This is a genomic window from Janthinobacterium sp. ROICE36 (assembly GCF_002869965.1).
Taxonomy (GTDB): domain Bacteria; phylum Pseudomonadota; class Gammaproteobacteria; order Burkholderiales; family Burkholderiaceae_D; genus Janthinobacterium.
Map to the genome: position 1 here is coordinate 1 of NZ_PEBS01000068.1, position 16,829 is coordinate 16,829.

A 16,829-nucleotide genomic window follows, 5' to 3' on the forward strand; every position below is an offset into this window, starting at 1 on the left:
AATACAGCGCCTGGAAATCATCGTTCATGTTGGCCAGGATGGCATCGACCAGTACTCGCAATTTGCGCAAGGGATGCGCATCCGGGATGCGTTCCTCCAACGAGCGGTAACTGTACAGAGAGTGCTGTGTGACGTCGGTCTTGCGCATGATGGCGGTGGGAAAGTGGGGCTGATGAAACAACGTTTACCGGCCCGTGATGGTTGACGGGCACGGCGATTAATTCAACACCCTGTTAACCATGCCCAAGAATGTATGTCGCAGAATTTTAACATTGTTTTCTTGTAGCAAATGCTTAACTTGTTTCCCTAGCGCCACACCTTTCCATGCATCGCAAACGCCGCCTGCGGCCCAGCGGGACGCTGCAATCGTTACTTCAAACTGCCAAACACTTTGCCGATAATCTTGCTGCCATAGGCGAGCGGATTGCTGCGGATGGCTTTCTCTTCCTCGCCGATCATCAGGTAAAGGCCGTCAAGCGCCCGGTCCGTGACATAAGATTCCACCGTCGATTGCTGCTGCGGCAGCAGTCCCGTCTTGCCGATCTGGCTCATGGTGCTGTTGTACTTGCCGGCCAGGCCGGAACGGTCGGTGACGGATTTCACGATGGGCAGGAATTTGACGGCCAGCGGTGCCGAGGTCTTCTGGCGGAAGAAATCCGTGACGGAGGTATCGCCACCGGACAGGATGTTTTTCGCATCGCTCACGCTCATCGACTTGACCGCGTTGAGCAGCAAGGGCTTGGCCATGGGCACTGCAGACTCGGCGGCACGGTTCATCGCCACCACCAGATCGTCCAGTTGCTGGCCACGGCCCGTCATTTTCAGCAAGGGCTGGGCTTGCTCCAGGATGCCGGGCAACTTGATTTTGACCTTGTCATTGTTCAGGAAACCATTTTCGATGCCCAACTTGGCAACGGCGGCGGCCGATCCGGCTTCCAGCGCCGCCTTCAAGCCATTGCTGGCATCCTGGTTGCTGAGGGCATCCAGTGGACTGGCGGCGCCTGCGCCGGACGACAGCAACAGCAGCGCGCACAGGATGGCGGCCGGACGGCCAGTGCAAGGGTTCAGGCGCATGGTTTTCCTTTTCTAAAGAATAGACAGACCACCTTCTTCTGGAACCTTAGCACATCAAAACTGCAAATACTGCAGCAATTTTTTGCGTTTGGGGGAAACAAGGGGCGCCACAGATGGCGAAGGGAAGGGACTATACAGTACCTGCTGTTGTATTCGCGCACGCTAACGCGGGCGGCATGGCTTAGCCGGCTATCGCCGCCAGTTGCTCGCGCACCCGCGCCAGATCTGTCTCGCGCATGCGCGCTGCTGTCTGGCGCAAGGATTTTTCCGCACCGGCCACGCCCGCCGCTGCGGCCATCGACAGCCAGATATACGCCTGCTGCAAATCGAGCGGGCCACCCTGGCCGCTGGCCGCCATCAAGCCCAGATTCATTTGCGCCCGCGCATGGCCCTGGCGCGCGGCCAGCGCATACCAGTCCCAGGCAGCAACATAGTCCTGCGGCACATCCTGGCCATTGTCGTGCCGCAGACCCAGCGCAAACTGGGCCAGGCTGTGGCCCTGCGCGGCGGCGCGGCAGTAACAGGCGCAGGCCAGCTGGCTGTCTGGCGCCGGGCCGTCGTCGCGGTCGTGCAGCACACCTTGCATGTATTGCGCCGGCGCGTAATCCTGCTCGGCGGCGCGGCGGTACCACTCCAGCGCCAGCGATAAATCCTGCGGCACGCCCTGGCCATGTTCGTAGCGCAGGCCCAGGTCGAACTGCGCCCGCACATGTCCCTGGTCGGCCGCCTTGCGGTACCAGAAGATGGCTTCCTGCGCATCGACTGGCGTGCCCTGCCCATGCTCATGCAAGAGTCCCAGCTGATACTGCGCGGCGGGAAAGCCCTGCCCTGCAGCCTGGCGGTAGAACACCAGCGCCCGGGTATAGTCCTGCGCGCCATGTTCATGATGCAGGCCCAGATTGTGCTGGGCCGCCGCATGCCCCTGCCCTGCCGCCTTCACGTACCAATCGAGTGCCGCCTGCTTATCGCAGGGCACGCCCTGACCATTGTCGTAGATCAGGCCCAGATTGAACTGCGAACTGGCGTGGCCCTGCTCGGCCGCGCGCCGGTACCAGGTGATCGCCTGCCCGCTGTCCTGCGGCAGCACCTCGCCATTTTCATAGCGCAGCGCCAGGTTGAACTGGGCCGGTGCATAGCCCTGTTCAGCGGCCTTGCGCATCCAGGCCGTCGCTTGCTGGCGGTCCTGGCGCACGCCCTGGCCATTGTCGTAGCGCAGGCCCAGGTTGAACTGCGCCCGTGCATAGCCCTGTTCGGCCGCCTTGCGGTACCAGGCAATGGCTTGCACGAAATCCTGCGGCACGCCCTTGCCATTGTCATACATCATGCCCAGATTGTTTTGCGCACCCGCGTCGCCCTGTTCCGCCGCGCGGCTGAACCACAGCATGGCCAGCCCGCTATCTTGTGCCAGCCCCTGGCCCTTGGCATACAGCCAGCCCAGGTTGTATTGCGCCGCCGCGTAACCCTGCTCGGCTGCCTGCTGGTACCAGTGCGCCGCTTGCGCAAAATCCTGGGGTACGCCCTGCCCCTTCTGGCACATCACGCCCAGGTTGTATTGCGCGTGCTCGAGCCCCTGCGCGGCAGCCAGGCCATACCAATGCAACGCCTGCGCATAGCTTTGCTCGATCCCCTGGCCATTGAAATACATGAAGCCCAGGCTGTGCTGGGCATTCGCATTGCCCTTCTCGGCCAGTCCTTTCAGGCGCAGGTAATCAGCTGTGTAATGAGCAGCCGTGGAATGAGCAGCAGTGGAGCGGGGAGCGGCAAGCGGCATGGATCAGGCCTCGATGGCCAGCGTCTGGGACTGCGCAGGGGCGGCATCGGCGAGCAGGCGATTCTGCTCCTGCAGCACGCCGATGAAGCTGCCCAGCGAAATGGGCCGGTGGTACAGATAGCCCTGCATCGTGGTGCAGCCCTTGTCCTGCAGATAGCGCGCCTGGCCTTCCGTTTCCACGCCCTCGGCGATCAGGTGCAGGCCCAGGCCGCGCGCGATCGAGATGATGGCCAGGATGACGGGATAGTGTCCGTGCTCATCGTGGATTTCCTTCACAAACGACTGGTCGATCTTGATGGTGTGGATCGGGAAGCGGTGCAGGTACGACAGCGAGGAATAGCCGGTGCCGAAATCATCGATGGCGACCGACACACCGAGCTGGCACAGCTTGTTCAACTGCTCGATCGCATACTGCGGGTTGCGGATGCAGATGTTTTCCGTGATTTCCACTTCGATCTTTTCCGGCGCGATGCCATAGCGCGTCAGCGCGCCGCGCATCTTCTCGAAAAAGTCGCCCCGGTCCAGGTATTGCGGCGACAAATTGAGCGACAGGCGCACGGCTTCGCCGCCGGCCGCGTCCCACTGCACCAGGTCGCGGCACAGGGCACCCAGCATCCAGTCCGAAATCGGCAGCATCAAACCGTTTTCCTCGGCGAACGGCAGGAATTCGCCGGCCGTCAGCAAGCCCCGTTGCGGGTGGTTCCAGCGCATCAAGCCTTCGGCGCCAACGATGCGGCCCGTCATCACGTCCACCTGCGGCTGGTAATACATCTCCAGCTGGTTCAGCTCCAGCGCCTTGCGCAGGCTCTGCTCGAGCGCGATCTTCTGGTGCGACACGTCGAGCATGGACTCGTGATAAAAACTGTGGCCGTTCTTGCCCAGCGCCTTGACCTGGTACATGGCGATGTCGGCATGGCGTAACAGCTCGTCGATGGTCTCGCCGTCGCCCGGGTAGATGGCGATGCCGATGGAGGCTGAAATATGCACCTGGTTGCCATCGAGGTCGAAGGGCTGGTGCAGGCATTCGAGGAATTTGTCGGCGATCAGGCGTGCATCCTGGCGGTCGCGCAGTTCCGGCAGCACGATGGTGAATTCATCGCCGCCCTGGCGTGCCAGGGTATCGCCGCGGCGCAAACAATCCTTCAGGCGCAGCGCCACCTGCTGCAGCAACTCGTCTCCCTTGACGTGGCCCAAGGTGTCGTTGACCAGCTTGAAGCGATCGAGATCGATGAACATCACGGCCAGTTCCGTCAGCTTGCGCCGCGCCTGGATCACGGCCAGCCCCAGGCGATCATTGAACAGCATGCGATTCGGCAGGTCCGTCAGGATGTCGTGGTAGGCCTGGTAAGAAATCACTTCCTCGGCGCGCTTGCGGTCGGTAATGTCGCGCGCCACGCCATAGGTGCCGAAGTATTCCTGCTTCCTGGCGTCGTGATCGAGGCCATGCATGCCGATCGAATTGAGCGGGATCGTCATCAGCGTGTTGCTGAAAGTGCGGTCGCTGCCGCTGCCGCTATGGCACTTCAGGCGCAGTTCCACATTGCGCGAGGCGCGCTCGTCGAGGCGGCGTTCATTGAAGGCATAGCGCGCACGCTCCTGGTCTTCATCGTGCACGAGAATCGAGTAATGACTGCCGATCAGCTCTTCCCGGCTGAATCCCAGCAACTGGTGCACCCTGTCGTTGATGAAGGTGATACGGCCTTCGTGGTTCAAGGTGTAAATGATGTCGGGCGAGCTGTCGACCAGGTAGCGGTACATCTTTTCCGAGTTTTCCAGCTGCAGCGCGATGCGCTCGTTCTCCAGCGCCAGCTTGCGCTTTTGCAGCGCGTTCTCCACCGTCTTGAGCAACTCCTCGCGGCTGTAGGGCTTGCGCAAATAATCGTAGGCGCCACGTTTCAGGGCGCCGATGGCCGCCTCGATGCCGACGTCGCCGCTCATGACGATCACGTCGCCCTCGATGCCGCGCCGGTTGATGTGGTCCATGATTTCATGGCCACTCATGTCGGGCAGGCGCAAATCGAGCAGGATCAGGTCGAAGCGCAGTTTCGACAACTGCGCCAGCGCCTCGCTGCCGCAGGTCGCCGTATACAGCTGGTAGCCGCGGTCCTTCAGCAATTCGTGGAGGGAGGCGAGCAGGCGGGGCTCGTCATCGACGAGCAGGATGCGCGGGCTGTTTTCCAGGTCAAATGGAATGGCGGAGGAATTCATGGACGTTACGAAGACAAAGCGATATTGCCGGGTGCGGGCAGCGCGGCTGCAGCGCTCGTCGGCACGGGAATGGGCAGCAAGATTTCAAACGAGGTGCCGGACTTGCTGCTGCGGCAGCCGATCACGCCATGCAGGCGCGTGACCAGGTCATGCACGATGGACAAGCCCAGGCCGTGATGCGCCCCTTGCTTGCTGCTGCGCACAGGGGAAAACAGATTGGCCAGCACTTCCGGCGCCAGGCCGGCGCCATTGTCGCTGACGCACAGTTCCAGATACAGGCGGCGGTCGCGGTTGACGTGGCCCCGGTTCGCCACTTCGATGCGCCCGCCATCGGGCAGCGCTTCGACGGCGTTTTTCAGCAGGTTGAGCAGGATTTGCTTGAGCATGTCGGCATCGGCCTCCACCTCGCATGGTGCGTCCTGCATGCGCGTGACCACCTCGATCTTCGGCGGCAGGAAGTCGGTGGCGCGGAACAATCGCAGCACATCGTCGACCACGCGCGCGCAATCGGTCACGCCACTGGTCGCTACCGGCTGCAGATCGGCCAGGCCGCCGATCAACTGCCCGACGCGGTCGATTTCCTCATTCAGGATAGCCATCTCGCCGCTCACCGGCTCCTGCTTCTCCAGCTTGTGATCGAGCACGCTCAGGTAGTTCTTGATGATGGACAGCGGGTTATTCACTTCATGCACGACGCGACGCGAGGCGGCACGGTATTCCTCGGCCACGTGATCGAGCTGGCGCCGTGCCAGGCCGCGCGCGCTGATGGCCGTTTCCAGCGCCGTGGCGGCCTGGTTCGCATAGGCGCGCAGGAAACCCTCGCGCTTCTGGCAGGCGGGAATCTGCCACGCCGCCACGCCGCCAATGAGCACGCCCAGACTGCGCTGGCCCAACGCCAAAGGCACGCAGACCAGGCTGTCCGTGCCGAGAATGCGGAACAACTGCTCCTCGACGATGCCCAGCGCCGGAATGTCGCGTTTCAAGAACGCCAGCTGGCACTCCAGCGCCGAGGCGGCCAGCGGACCGCCCTTGGCCAGCGGGATCGAGAAGCCGGCCAGGCGCTGCTGATGTTCGCCCGCCGCCACGCCCACCAGCGCATGACCGGTGGGGTTTTGCAGCAGGATGACGGCGGTGTCGAAGTCGAACAGGATGCGCGCCGAGCGCGTGATGGCTTCGAGCAGGCTGGTTTCGCCCTGCTGCCGGGCAAAGGTCTGCCCCACTTCGGATACCAGCACCATGTTGCGCACTTCGTCGGACAGGCGCTGCTGCACCGGATCGACGGATGGCGGAGCATATGCGGGAGGGGTGGCGATATCATCCGCGCCGGCCAGGTCGATGCCCAGGTGCTGCGCGGCCTGCTCCACCTGGCGCGCGACGCTGCCAGCCAGGTTTTCCAGTACCTCCACCTCCAGCGCGCATAGCTGCGCCGCCTGCGCAATCGACTCCGCATCGTCGGCATGAGAGCACAGCAGGTGCGCCAGGCGCACGATGCGGATCAAAGGGTGGCTGGCCTCCAGGCGCGCCAGCGGTTCGTGGTGATACAGCACGCTATCGGCCAGGAAGGAATCGAGATGCCAGCGCTCGATCAGCCAGGCGCCCGCTTCGGCATGCGTGATCTGCAGGGTGCGCTGCTCCACCGCGCACAGGGCGGCATCGTCGCGCGCCGTGAAATTGAACGCGTATTCTTTCGGCGCCGTGGCCAGCAAGGCCAGGCGGCCCACGTTGTGCAGCAATCCCGCCAGATACGCTTCCTCGACGTGCGGATAGGCCATGGCCTTGGCCAGTGCGCGCGCCATGACGGCAGCCGATAGCGAACTTTTCCAGAAGGCGCGCAAATCCGTGCTGCCGGAATGGGGAAAGCGGTTGAAGGTCTGGAAGACGGATTCGCTGATGACCAGGGTCTTGATCATGTCCGTACCCAGCGACACGAGCGATTGCTCCAGGCTGACGACCTTGCCCTGGCGATGGTAGGCCGAGCTGCTGGCCACGCCGAGGAACTTGCTGGTCATGCCAGCATCCTTGGCGATCAGGGCGGCCAGCTCTGGCATGCCAGCATCGTCGGCCTGCAGGTGGGCGATCAGCTTGATGAGAATCTGCGGCATGGCCGGCAGGCGGGCAATCAGCAGGCGATTGCGAATATCGTGATCAGATTGATGCATCGTATCAGGCATTGCCGGTTCGAAAAGGAAGAGCGCTCAGCAGCAAAGCGCGGCCACGTCAGAGGAATCCTCTACTCCTGTAACCCAAAAAATGTTGCCTGAGAGGATGCCGGGAAAAAAAGTCATCTTATCATAAGCGCCGAATATTACTTGCAATATAGAAAATTTAGTTGAAATAAATCCAGCGTTCTTCCATGGAAACTTATGCCTTGAAGGAACCCAGCAAACGGTGACGAAAACGCCGCGATATCAGCCACAGAAGCAGCGCCAGGCCCGTAAACGCCAACTGGCCCGACGCCAGCCACAGCACGGAACCGGACAGCAGCGGCGAGATTACGCCAGCCACCACGGCACCGAGCAAGGTGCTGGCGAACGACTGGCACGAGGCGACAGTGCCGCGAATATGCGGGAACAGATCCAGCGCCAGCAGGGTAGCGCCCGGCCCCACCAGCGACATGCCGAAGGTGTAAAAAAACAGGGGCAGCACCGACCAGGGCAAGGATGGCGGCAGGAACAGGTGATACACGACATTGACGCTGGCGGCGCACAGCAGGAAGGCGAAGCCGATGCCAATCTGGCGCGCGAACGTCACCTTGCCGGCGATGCGGTTGGCCGCCGCGGCGCCCATGAAGATGCCGCTCACGCAGGGAATGAACAGCCAGGCGAATTGCGATGGCCCCAGGCCCAGCTGCTTGGGCAGCATTTCCGGTGCAGCCGTGATGAACAGGAACAGGCCCGCGAAATTGAGGGCGACGATGCCGGCCTTGATGTGGAACAGGGGCGAGCGCAGAATCTGGCCATAGCTCGACGCCAGGAAACGGGGATTGAAGGGCTGGCGTTTTTCCATCGGCAAGGTTTCAGGCAGACGCCAGTAGCAGAACGCCAGCAGCACCACCGTGTAAAAAGCGAGGAACAGGAAGATCGAGCGCCAGTCGAACCAGATGACGATCCAGCCGCCGAGTATCGGCGCCACGGCCGGGGCGATGGAAAAGATCATCGTCACCAGCGACAGCAGCCGCGCCGCCGCCGCATCGGCATACAGGTCGCGGATGATGGCGCGGCTGATCACCACGCCGGCGCCGGCCGAGACGCCCTGCATGATGCGGAAGAACCACAGATAGTGCACCGTGTGCGCCGAAGCGCAGCCGAGCGAGCCAATGGCAAACATCAGCAGCGACACGAGGATGACGTTGCGCCGGCCAAAGGTATCCGAGATCGCGCCATGCCATAGCACCATGCCGGCAAAGGCCAGCATGTAGAACGTCAGCGACTGCTGCACTTCCAGCGGCGACGCTTGCAGCGAACCCTGGATCGCGCCAAAGGCAGGCAGATACGTATCGATCGACAAAGGCCCAAGCATCGACAGCCCGGCCAGCATCATGGCCAGCGCACCGCGGCTCAGCGGCGCCATGTGGCTCGGTGTGGGAGGTGGAACGGGCGTGACCGGGTCGGGCGGCACACTTGCCGGAGGGATGGGAAACATGACGGGTCCAGGGTGACACATCCGGCTTTCTCAGCTGCCAAAATATCTGAGAAAACCGTAGCGAGCGGAAGTGAATTGTGGCCGAGAGCGCAACCGTACTTTAGTACGGTGAGCACCGCAGGCCGCAAGTCACGACGCGCAGTAGGTTTAATTAGATATTTTTGGGTTTGGCTTCTTCACGGCGGTTGTAGCCTGCGACCATATCGAAGCGGAACAAACGGCATTCCAGCGCACCGTTGAAGAATGGCGTCTTGCGCGCTTCCTTCAGGCGCAGCAGCTTGGGCAAGCCCAGGTCGGCCGTGAACAGAAACACGGTCCAGCCGGCGAAGCGCTGCTTCAGGGTCGTGCCCATGGCCGAATAGAAGGACGTCGACAGTTCATCTTCAGGAATGGTGCTGTCGCCGCGCACGCCGATACGCTCGCCGTACGGCGGGTTGGTCAGCATGATGCCCGGCACGTCGCTTGGCGGCTTGACTTCCTGCGCCTCGATCTGTTTCAAGGGCACGTCGAAGCGCACGCCGGCGCAACGCAGGTTATGGCGCGTCATGGCGACCATGTCGCCCGAGATGTCGCTGCCAAAAATGGTTGGTTCGGCCGGCAAGGGATTGACCTTGATGGCGTTTTTCATGGCATTCCACGGCGCCGGAGCGAAATCGTGAAAGTTTTCAAAGGCGAACTGGCGCGTAGCACCCGGCGGGATGCCTTGCAGCATCTGCGCCGCTTCGGCCAGGATGGTGCCGGAACCGCACATCGGGTCGAACAGCACCATGCCAGGCTTCCAGCCCGACACGCGCAGCAGGCCGGCGGCCAGGTTTTCGCGCAGCGGCGCGTCGCCCGTTTCTTCGCGCCAGCCGCGCTTGAACAGCGCTTCGCCCGAGGTGTCGAGATACACGGTAAACGTGTTCGCGTCGAGGAAGCCGACGATGCGCATGTCCGGCGTCTTGGTATTGACCGATGGACGCTCGTTGAACTGGTCGCGGAAGCGGTCGCAGATCGCATCCTTGATCTTCAGGGTGGTGAATTCCAGGCTGCGCAGCGGCGACTTCACAGCCGTGACGTCGACACGGATCGTGTGGTGCACGCCGAACCAGTCTTCCCAGGCTTGCGCCAGGGTCAGGTCATAGATATCGTTTTCCGTCTTGTAGCCCGAATGGGCCATGCGCATCAGCACGCGCGAAGCGATGCGCGAATGCAGGTTGATACGGTAGGCATCGAGCAGATCGCCCGAGCAGTGTACGCCGCCCGGCACCTGGTTGTGGACCTTCATGGTCGAACTATCCTGGGCAATCTCGCCCAGTTCCTCGGCCAGCGCCGCTTCCATGCCGCGCGGGCATGGGCAAAAATATGAAGCCATAATAAGGATACCTTTTATCCGTTAAAAACAATTTTACTTAAAAGCAAATGAAATCTGGGGTCAGACGGGGACGCCGAGTTCCGACGGGTCTGACCCCGGTACTAATTACTTTACTGACAGCGCCCGCTCGACAAAATCGAGGCGGTCCTGGCCCCAGTATCCTTCGCCATCGACGATGTACCACGGCGAGCCGAAGACGCTGGCGGCAGTCGCCGCCTCCGTGTTGGCATCATATTCGGCCTGCACGCTGGCCGTTTCCGACGTCTTCAGCAACTGGCGGCCATCGAAACCGGCATCCAGCGCGATCTGCACCAGAGTTTCCTCGTCGCCGATGTTGCGCTCTTCAGCCCACAGGCCGCGCATGATGGCGTGCGCCAGGTTCAGCGATGCCTCCACGCCATGCGCCAGGCGCGTGGCGATGATCAGCTTGGCCGACGCTTCCGGCGACACGGGGAAGAACTTCGGCTGCAAGGTCAAGGGCACTTGCAAAAAGGCCGACCAGCGCGCCAGTTCGGCCAGGCGATACGCCTGGCGCTGCGGTGCGCGCTTGGCCAGCGGCAGGCCGCCCGACACACTGAAGACCTTGCCCAGGTCGAAGGGGCGCACGTCGATCTGGGCGCCCGTCTTTGCGGCGATGGCCATCAGGCGCGCGTGACCCAGGTAGGTCCATGGCGAGTGGGGTGCGAAGAAATACTGCACGACTTTGCTCTGGCTTGCACTCATCTCGATTCCCTTAGAAAGGCTTGACCACGACCAGCACGACGACGGCCAGCAGCATCACCACCGGCACTTCATTAAACCAGCGGAACCAGGTGTGGCTACGCTTGTTGAGACCTTTTTCAAACTTGCGCAGGATGGCGCCGCAGGCGTGGTGATAACCGAGCAGCAGCACCACGAGCGTCAGCTTGGCGTGCATCCAGCCCGGCATCTTCATGCGGCCTTCGCCCCCACCGTACAGCATCCACATCAACGCCAGTCCCAGCACCATGGCCGGCAGCGCCAGCAGGGACATGAAGCGGTACAGCTTGCGCGCCATCAGCAACAGTCGCTCGGTAGCCACCGTTTCCGTCTCCATCGCCAGGTTCACGAAGATGCGCGGCAAATAAAACAGGCCGGCGAACCAGGACATGACGAAGATGATGTGGAAGGCTTTGGTCCAGAGAAAGAGCATGGGATTCCCAGTGTCAGAAATGGAGAGAAACGAGAGCACGGGCCGACTTGTGGGCAGCCCACGAAAGAGACTATTTACGTACTTCACCGTGGCCAAAGACCACGTACTTGAGCGATGTCAGGCCCTCCAGTCCCACCGGCCCACGCACGTGCAGCTTGTCGTTCGAGATGCCGATCTCGGCGCCCAGGCCATACTCGAAGCCATCGGCAAAACGCGTCGATGCGTTCACCATCACGGAGGCGGAATCAACTTCGCGCAGGAAGCGCAGCGCATCGCTGTAGTCTTCCGTGATGATGGATTCCGTGTGCTTGGACGAATACTGGTTGATGTGGTCCATCGCTTCGTCGATGCCGTCGACGATCCTGATCGACAGGATGGCCGCCAGGTATTCGGTGGACCAGTCTTCCTCGGTGGCGGGCAGCAGGTGCGGATAAGCAGCGGCGGCCAGGATCGCATGGCTTTCAGGATCGGCGCGCAGTTCCACCTGCTTGGTCAGGTACAGTTCGGCCAGCTGCGGCAGCACGGTAGCGGCGATGGCGCGCGACACCAGCAGGGTTTCCATGGTGTTGCAGGTGCCGTAGCGGTGGCACTTCGCGTTGAAGCCGATATCGATCGCCTTCTTGATATCGGCCTTGGCGTCGATGTAGACGTGGCAGATGCCATCGAGGTGCTTGATCATCGGTACGGTGGCTTCTTCCATCAGACGCGCGATCAAGCCCTTGCCGCCGCGCGGCACGATGACGTCCACGTACTGCGGCATGGTGATCAGGGCACCGACAGCGGCGCGGTCGATGGTGTCGATGACCTGCACGGCATCGGCCGGAAGGCCTGCTCCCAGCAAGCCCTCTGCCACCAGCTTGGCCAGCGCGCGGTTGCAATGGATGGCTTCCGAGCCGCCGCGCAAAATCGTCGCGTTGCCGCTCTTGATGCACAGGCCGGCCGCGTCCACCGTCACATTCGGACGCGCCTCATAGATGATGCCGATGACGCCCAGCGGCACCCGCATCTGCCCCACCTGGATGCCCGTCGGGCGAAATTTCATGTTCGATATCTCGCCGATCGGATCGGCCAGCGAGACGATCTGCGTCAAGCCTTCGACCATGGTGGCAATGGCGGCATCGGACAGGGTCAGACGGTCCAGCATGGCCGGCGCCAGGCCGGCGGCGGCAGCCGCATCGAGGTCGCGTTGATTGGCCGCGCGCAGCAGGTCGGCATCGCGCACGATGGCGGCGGCGATCAAGGTCAAGGCGCGGTTGCGCGTGGCGCTGTCAGCACGCGCCATGGCGCGCGAAGCGGCGCGCGCGCGCGTCCCCACGTCCTGCATATATTCTGTGATGTCCATGCTCGTATCCATAGTGTAAAAAACTAGCCTCGGGCGATCTTCAGGCCCAGTTGCAGCATGGCGTCCCAGGCATCGCCCGCGTAGCCCTTGGCGCGCAAACCCTTGATCATCTTGTCCACCTGCGCCGCCTGTTGCAGCGCCGCTTCCAGCACGGGCAGCGAAATGCGCCGCAGTGCCGGTTCCATCATCCGCTCGCGCGGCCCCCAGATGCGGTATTCCTTCAGCAACGCGCCCAATGGACGCCCTTGCGCCATGCCGGCCTTCAATTTTAACAGCGTGCGGATTTCTTCGGAGACGGCCCACAAGACCAGCGGCAGCGCCTCCCCCTCGCCTTTCAAACCTTCGAGCATGCGTACCAGGCGCGCCGGATCGCCGGCCAGCATGGCTTCGGACAGCTTGAAGACATCGTAGCGGGCCACGTTCAGCACCGCGTCCTGCACTTGTTCATACGCCAGCTTGCCGGCCGCATGCAGCAAGCCCAGTTTCTGGATTTCCTGGTGCGCCGCCAGCAAATTGCCCTCCACCCTTTCGGCGATGAAGTCGATGCTGGCCCGTTCGGCACTCTGCCCCTGCGCGGCCAGGCGCTGGGATATCCAGGCCGGCAACTGCGCCCGTTCCACATTCGGAATTTCGATATACACGGCTGCCTGCTGCAGGCTGGCGACCCAGGCCGCCTTCTGCGTGGCCCAGTCCAGCTTGGGCAAGGTGATCAGGGTCAGGTTGTCGGGGCTGAGGTTTTTCGCATAGCTTTGCAGCGCCGCGCCGCCATCCTTGCCCGGCTTGCCGGTGGGGATGCGCAGCTCGATCAGTTTTTTATCGCCGAACAGTGATAGCTCCTGGTTCGCCGCCAGCAATTCGCCCCACTTGAAACTGCGCTCCACCGTCAGCACGTCGCGCTCGGAATAACCCTGTGCACGCGCCGCGCGGCGGATCTTGTCGGCCGCTTCCAGCGCCAGCAAATGTTCGTCGCTGGTGATCACATACAGCTGCGCCAGCGGCTTGGCCACATGCCCATCGAGCGCGTCTATCCGCAATTGCATGGCGTCCCCGTTACTGTCGCGGGGCTACCGGCGCGACCGACATGGCCGGCAGCACCGGCTTGATGGCGGCCAGGCGGCGCATGATCTGCTGCACCAGATCGTTGCGCATGTCGCGGTACAGCGCCGCTTCCTCGGTTTCCTTGGCCAGCACCTGCGATTCATCGAAGGTGATCGGACGCACCAGGCTGATGGTCGTCGGTGCCAGCAGCTGATTGCCGGCCTTGTCCACGACGCGGAAATTGATCGAATAACCGAGTTGGTACTCTTGCACGCGGCCATTTTTATTCAGCGACAAAATGGTCTTGGTACGATTCCTCTCCGGATCGGTGAGCACTTCAAGGACAGCGTCGGCGCCATCCTTGGTGTTCACCACCTCCGTGCTGCCTATGGCGCGGATATAGCGTTTCAGGCCGATCGCCAGCGGCGATGTCTCGGGCAAGCCGATGTACATCGTCGCGAACGGCAGCATGAAACTGCCGTTCGACCCGCGCAAATGAAAGCCGCAGGCCGACAGCAGGACAGTCAAGCCCAAAGCCAGCACAGCACGGCGGCCCAACAGCGATACTTGAGAGGAAGTCGTCATGATTACACCACGATGCTGATTAACTTGCCTGGCACGACGATGATCTTCTTCGGCGTGGTTTCGACGTACTTTTGCACACTTTCGCACGCCAGCGCGGCCGCTTCGATGCTGGCCTTGTCCGCATCCTTGGACACCGTGATCGAGCCGCGCAGCTTGCCGTTCACCTGGATCATCATCTCGATCTCGGACTGTTCCAATGCTTGCGGGTCGACTTGCGGCCACGGCGCGTTGAGCAGGTCGCCGTGCGCGCCGGCGTAGCCCAATTCCTGCCACAGCACGTGGGTGATGTGCGGCGCGACAGGATTGAGCAGGCGCAGGAAGATGGAGAAGCCTTCGGCGATCAAGGCCTTCGACTGCGCGCTGTCATCGAGCTTGGCCGATTCCAGGGTGTTGAGCATCTTCATGCAAGCCGATACCACGGTGTTGTACTGGATGCGTTTCAAGTCGTAATCGGCTTGTTGCAGCAGCTTGTGCAATTCGCGGCGCAGGTTTTTCTGCGCTTCGCCCGTGGCAGGTGCGGCGCCGCCAGCCAGTGCGGCTTGAATCGTGGCCGACTGGGCGTAGCCGAAGTTCCACACGCGGCGCAGGAAGCGGTTCGCGCCTTCGACGCCGCTGCCTGACCATTCCAGCGTCTGTTCCGGCGGCGAGGCGAACATGGTGAACAAACGGGCCGTGTCGGCGCCGTACTGCTCGATCTGCGCTTGCGGGTCGATGCCGTTGTTCTTCGACTTCGACATTTTTTCCGTACCGCCGATTTCCACCGGCTGGCCGTCGGCCACCAGGACGGCGCTTTGCGGACGGCCTTTGTCATCGAGGGACAGGCGCACGTCGTCCGGGTTGAACCAGGTGGTCTTGCCCACTGCGTCCTTGCGGAAGTAGGTTTCGTTGAGCACCATGCCTTGCGTCAGCAGGTTCACAAAAGGCTCGTCGAACTTGACCAGGCCGAAGTCGCGCATGATCTTGGTCCAGAAGCGCGCGTACAGCAAGTGCATGACGGCGTGTTCGATGCCGCCGATGTACTGGTCCATCGGCATCCAGTAATCGTTGCGCGCATCGACCATGGCGTCGTTCGAGCCAGGCGAGGTATAGCGCATGTAGTACCACGACGAATCGACAAAAGTATCCATGGTGTCCGTCTCGCGGCGCGCCGGCTTGCCGCACTGCGGGCAGTCGCACTGCAGGAACGCTTCGTATTTGTTCAGCGGGTTGCCTGTGCCGTCCGGCACGCAGTCTTCCGGCAGCACCACAGGCAAGTCTTTTTCCGGCACCGGCACCACGCCACAGTCGGCGCAATGGATCATCGGGATCGGCGTGCCCCAGTAGCGCTGGCGCGAAATACCCCAGTCGCGCAGGCGGAAGGTGGTTTTCTTTTCGCCCAGGCCCAGGTCTGCCAGGTCGGCGGCCACCGCATCGACGGCGGAAGCGAAATGCAGGCCGTCGTATTTGCCGGAAGCGACACAGACGCCGTCCTTGCTGCCGTATGATTCCTGCCACGCATCGGTCGAAAATTCCTGGCCCTTGACGTCGATCACTTGCTTGATCGGCAGATTGTATTTCTTGGCAAAGCCGAAATCGCGTTCGTCATGCGCCGGCACGCCCATCACGGCGCCATCGCCGTAGGTGATCAGGACGTAATTGCCGACCCATACTTCCACTTGCGCGCCCGTCAATGGATGGGTGACGAACAGGCCCGTCGGCATGCCCTTCTTCTCCATCGTTGCCATGTCCGCTTCGATCACGGAACCGAGTTTGCATTCGGCGTTGAAGGCGGCCAGCGCAGGATTGCTTTGCGCGGCGTGGAGGGCCAGCGGGTGCTCGGCGGCCACGGCGCAGAAGGTCACGCCCATGACGGTGTCCGGACGGGTGGTGAACACGTACAGCTTGCCTTCGCCGATCAGGGCGCCATTCGCGTCCTTGATGGCATGCGGGAAGGCGAAGCGCACGCCCGTCGACTTGCCGATCCAGTTGGTCTGCATGGTGCGCACGCGCTCGGGCCAGCCCGGCAGCTTGTCATCGACATAGGCCAGCAATTCTTCCGCGTAATCGGTGATGCGCGCGTAGTACATGGGGATTTCGCGCTTTTCGATCAGCGCGCCGGAACGCCAGCCGCGGCCATCGACGACTTGCTCGTTGGCCAGCACGGTCTGGTCGATCGGGTCCCAGTTCACGGTGCCGGTCTTCTTGTAAATGATGCCTTTTTCCAGCATCTTCAGGAACATCCACTGGTTCCACTTGTAGTATTCAGGTTTGCAGGCGGTCATTTCACGCGACCAGTCGATGGCCAGGCCCATCGATTCCATCTGCTGCTTCATGTGGGAGATGTTCGAATACGTCCATTGCGCGGGCGGCACATTGTTGGCCATGGCCGCGTTTTCCGCCGGCATGCCGAACGCATCCCAGCCCATCGGCATGAGCACGTTGTAGCCGTTCATGCGCAGGTAGCGGTACATCACGTCATTGATCGTATAGTTGCGCACGTGACCCATGTGCAGCTTGCCCGAAGGGTAAGGCAGCATCGAGCAGGCAAAATACTTGCCTTTTGGGAAACGCGGGTCGTGTTCGACGGCTTTATAGGCGTCGATCGCCTTCCAGTGCGATTGGGCGGCTTGTTCGACGTCGGCGGGACTATATTTATCTTGCATGA

Annotated in this window: 12 protein-coding genes and 1 pseudogene; all 13 read right to left on the reverse strand. The window is 62.0% G+C overall.

Annotated features, from left to right (window positions below; all coding sequences use genetic code 11):
• Positions 1 to 148: pseudogene (locus CSZ94_RS28915) on the reverse strand (IS5/IS1182 family transposase); the annotation flags it as partial.
• Positions 149 to 369: 221 nt separating this feature from the next.
• Positions 370 to 1,074 carry a DUF4197 domain-containing protein gene (locus CSZ94_RS21980; RefSeq protein ID WP_102123474.1) on the reverse strand — a complete coding sequence of 235 codons (705 nt, stop codon included), beginning with the start codon at positions 1,072 to 1,074 and terminating at the stop codon, positions 370 to 372.
• 181 nt (positions 1,075 to 1,255) lie between these two features.
• Positions 1,256 to 2,845, reverse strand: coding sequence for an SEL1-like repeat protein (locus CSZ94_RS21985; protein ID WP_102123475.1), 1,590 nt, complete (start codon positions 2,843 to 2,845; stop codon positions 1,256 to 1,258).
• Between the two features lie 3 nt (positions 2,846 to 2,848).
• Positions 2,849 to 5,053, reverse strand: a complete 2,205-nt coding sequence (locus CSZ94_RS21990; protein WP_102123476.1) for an EAL domain-containing response regulator — start codon at positions 5,051 to 5,053, stop codon at positions 2,849 to 2,851.
• Between the two features lie 5 nt (positions 5,054 to 5,058).
• Entirely contained in the window at positions 5,059 to 7,212 is a 2,154-nt protein-coding gene (locus tag CSZ94_RS21995; RefSeq protein ID WP_180977577.1) for an HDOD domain-containing protein, read from the reverse strand.
• 202 nt (positions 7,213 to 7,414) lie between these two features.
• The gene (locus CSZ94_RS22000; protein WP_219726038.1) at positions 7,415 to 8,695 is read right to left on the reverse strand and encodes a multidrug effflux MFS transporter; all 1,281 of its coding nucleotides are present in this window, start codon (positions 8,693 to 8,695) and stop codon (positions 7,415 to 7,417) included.
• Positions 8,696 to 8,846: 151 nt separating this feature from the next.
• Positions 8,847 to 10,049, reverse strand: a complete 1,203-nt coding sequence (locus tag CSZ94_RS22005; protein WP_374703600.1) for a THUMP domain-containing class I SAM-dependent RNA methyltransferase — start codon at positions 10,047 to 10,049, stop codon at positions 8,847 to 8,849.
• Between the two features lie 105 nt (positions 10,050 to 10,154).
• Positions 10,155 to 10,772, reverse strand: a complete 618-nt coding sequence (locus CSZ94_RS22010) for a 2-hydroxychromene-2-carboxylate isomerase (protein WP_102123480.1) — start codon at positions 10,770 to 10,772, stop codon at positions 10,155 to 10,157.
• A 10-nt stretch (positions 10,773 to 10,782) separates the two neighbouring features.
• Positions 10,783 to 11,220 (reverse strand): CopD family protein, encoded by a 438-nt coding sequence (locus CSZ94_RS22015; protein ID WP_102123481.1) that lies wholly within the window; start codon positions 11,218 to 11,220, stop codon positions 10,783 to 10,785.
• A 70-nt stretch (positions 11,221 to 11,290) separates the two neighbouring features.
• Positions 11,291 to 12,574, reverse strand: coding sequence for a glutamate-5-semialdehyde dehydrogenase (locus CSZ94_RS22020; RefSeq protein ID WP_374703601.1), 1,284 nt, complete (start codon positions 12,572 to 12,574; stop codon positions 11,291 to 11,293).
• An 11-nt stretch (positions 12,575 to 12,585) separates the two neighbouring features.
• Positions 12,586 to 13,602, reverse strand: coding sequence for a DNA polymerase III subunit delta (holA, locus tag CSZ94_RS22025; RefSeq protein ID WP_102123483.1), 1,017 nt, complete (start codon positions 13,600 to 13,602; stop codon positions 12,586 to 12,588).
• Positions 13,603 to 13,612: 10 nt separating this feature from the next.
• On the reverse strand, positions 13,613 to 14,185 hold the full coding sequence (locus CSZ94_RS22030) for an LPS-assembly lipoprotein LptE (RefSeq protein ID WP_102123484.1): 573 nt from the start codon (positions 14,183 to 14,185) through the stop codon (positions 13,613 to 13,615).
• A 2-nt stretch (positions 14,186 to 14,187) separates the two neighbouring features.
• On the reverse strand, positions 14,188 to 16,827 hold the full coding sequence (gene leuS / locus CSZ94_RS22035) for a leucine--tRNA ligase (RefSeq protein ID WP_102123485.1): 2,640 nt from the start codon (positions 16,825 to 16,827) through the stop codon (positions 14,188 to 14,190).
• Positions 16,828 to 16,829 lie beyond the last annotated feature (2 nt).

Bases quoted from the DNA above. Each gene is read 5' to 3' on its own strand.
- CSZ94_RS21980 (WP_102123474.1), bottom strand. From the start codon at position 1,074: ATGCGCCTGAACCCTTGCACTGGCCGTCCGGCCGCCATCCTGTGCGCG.
- CSZ94_RS21985 (WP_102123475.1), bottom strand. From the start codon at position 2,845: ATGCCGCTTGCCGCTCCCCGCTCCACTGCTGCTCATTCCACGGCTGCT.
- CSZ94_RS21990 (WP_102123476.1), bottom strand. From the start codon at position 5,053: ATGAATTCCTCCGCCATTCCATTTGACCTGGAAAACAGCCCGCGCATC.
- CSZ94_RS21995 (WP_180977577.1), bottom strand. From the start codon at position 7,212: ATGCATCAATCTGATCACGATATTCGCAATCGCCTGCTGATTGCCCGC.
- CSZ94_RS22000 (WP_219726038.1), bottom strand. From the start codon at position 8,695: ATGTTTCCCATCCCTCCGGCAAGTGTGCCGCCCGACCCGGTCACGCCC.
- CSZ94_RS22005 (WP_374703600.1), bottom strand. From the start codon at position 10,049: ATGGCTTCATATTTTTGCCCATGCCCGCGCGGCATGGAAGCGGCGCTG.
- CSZ94_RS22010 (WP_102123480.1), bottom strand. From the start codon at position 10,772: ATGAGTGCAAGCCAGAGCAAAGTCGTGCAGTATTTCTTCGCACCCCAC.
- CSZ94_RS22015 (WP_102123481.1), bottom strand. From the start codon at position 11,220: ATGCTCTTTCTCTGGACCAAAGCCTTCCACATCATCTTCGTCATGTCC.
- CSZ94_RS22020 (WP_374703601.1), bottom strand. From the start codon at position 12,574: ATGGATACGAGCATGGACATCACAGAATATATGCAGGACGTGGGGACG.
- holA (WP_102123483.1), bottom strand. From the start codon at position 13,602: ATGCAATTGCGGATAGACGCGCTCGATGGGCATGTGGCCAAGCCGCTG.
- CSZ94_RS22030 (WP_102123484.1), bottom strand. From the start codon at position 14,185: ATGACGACTTCCTCTCAAGTATCGCTGTTGGGCCGCCGTGCTGTGCTG.
- leuS (WP_102123485.1), bottom strand. From the start codon at position 16,827: ATGCAAGATAAATATAGTCCCGCCGACGTCGAACAAGCCGCCCAATCG.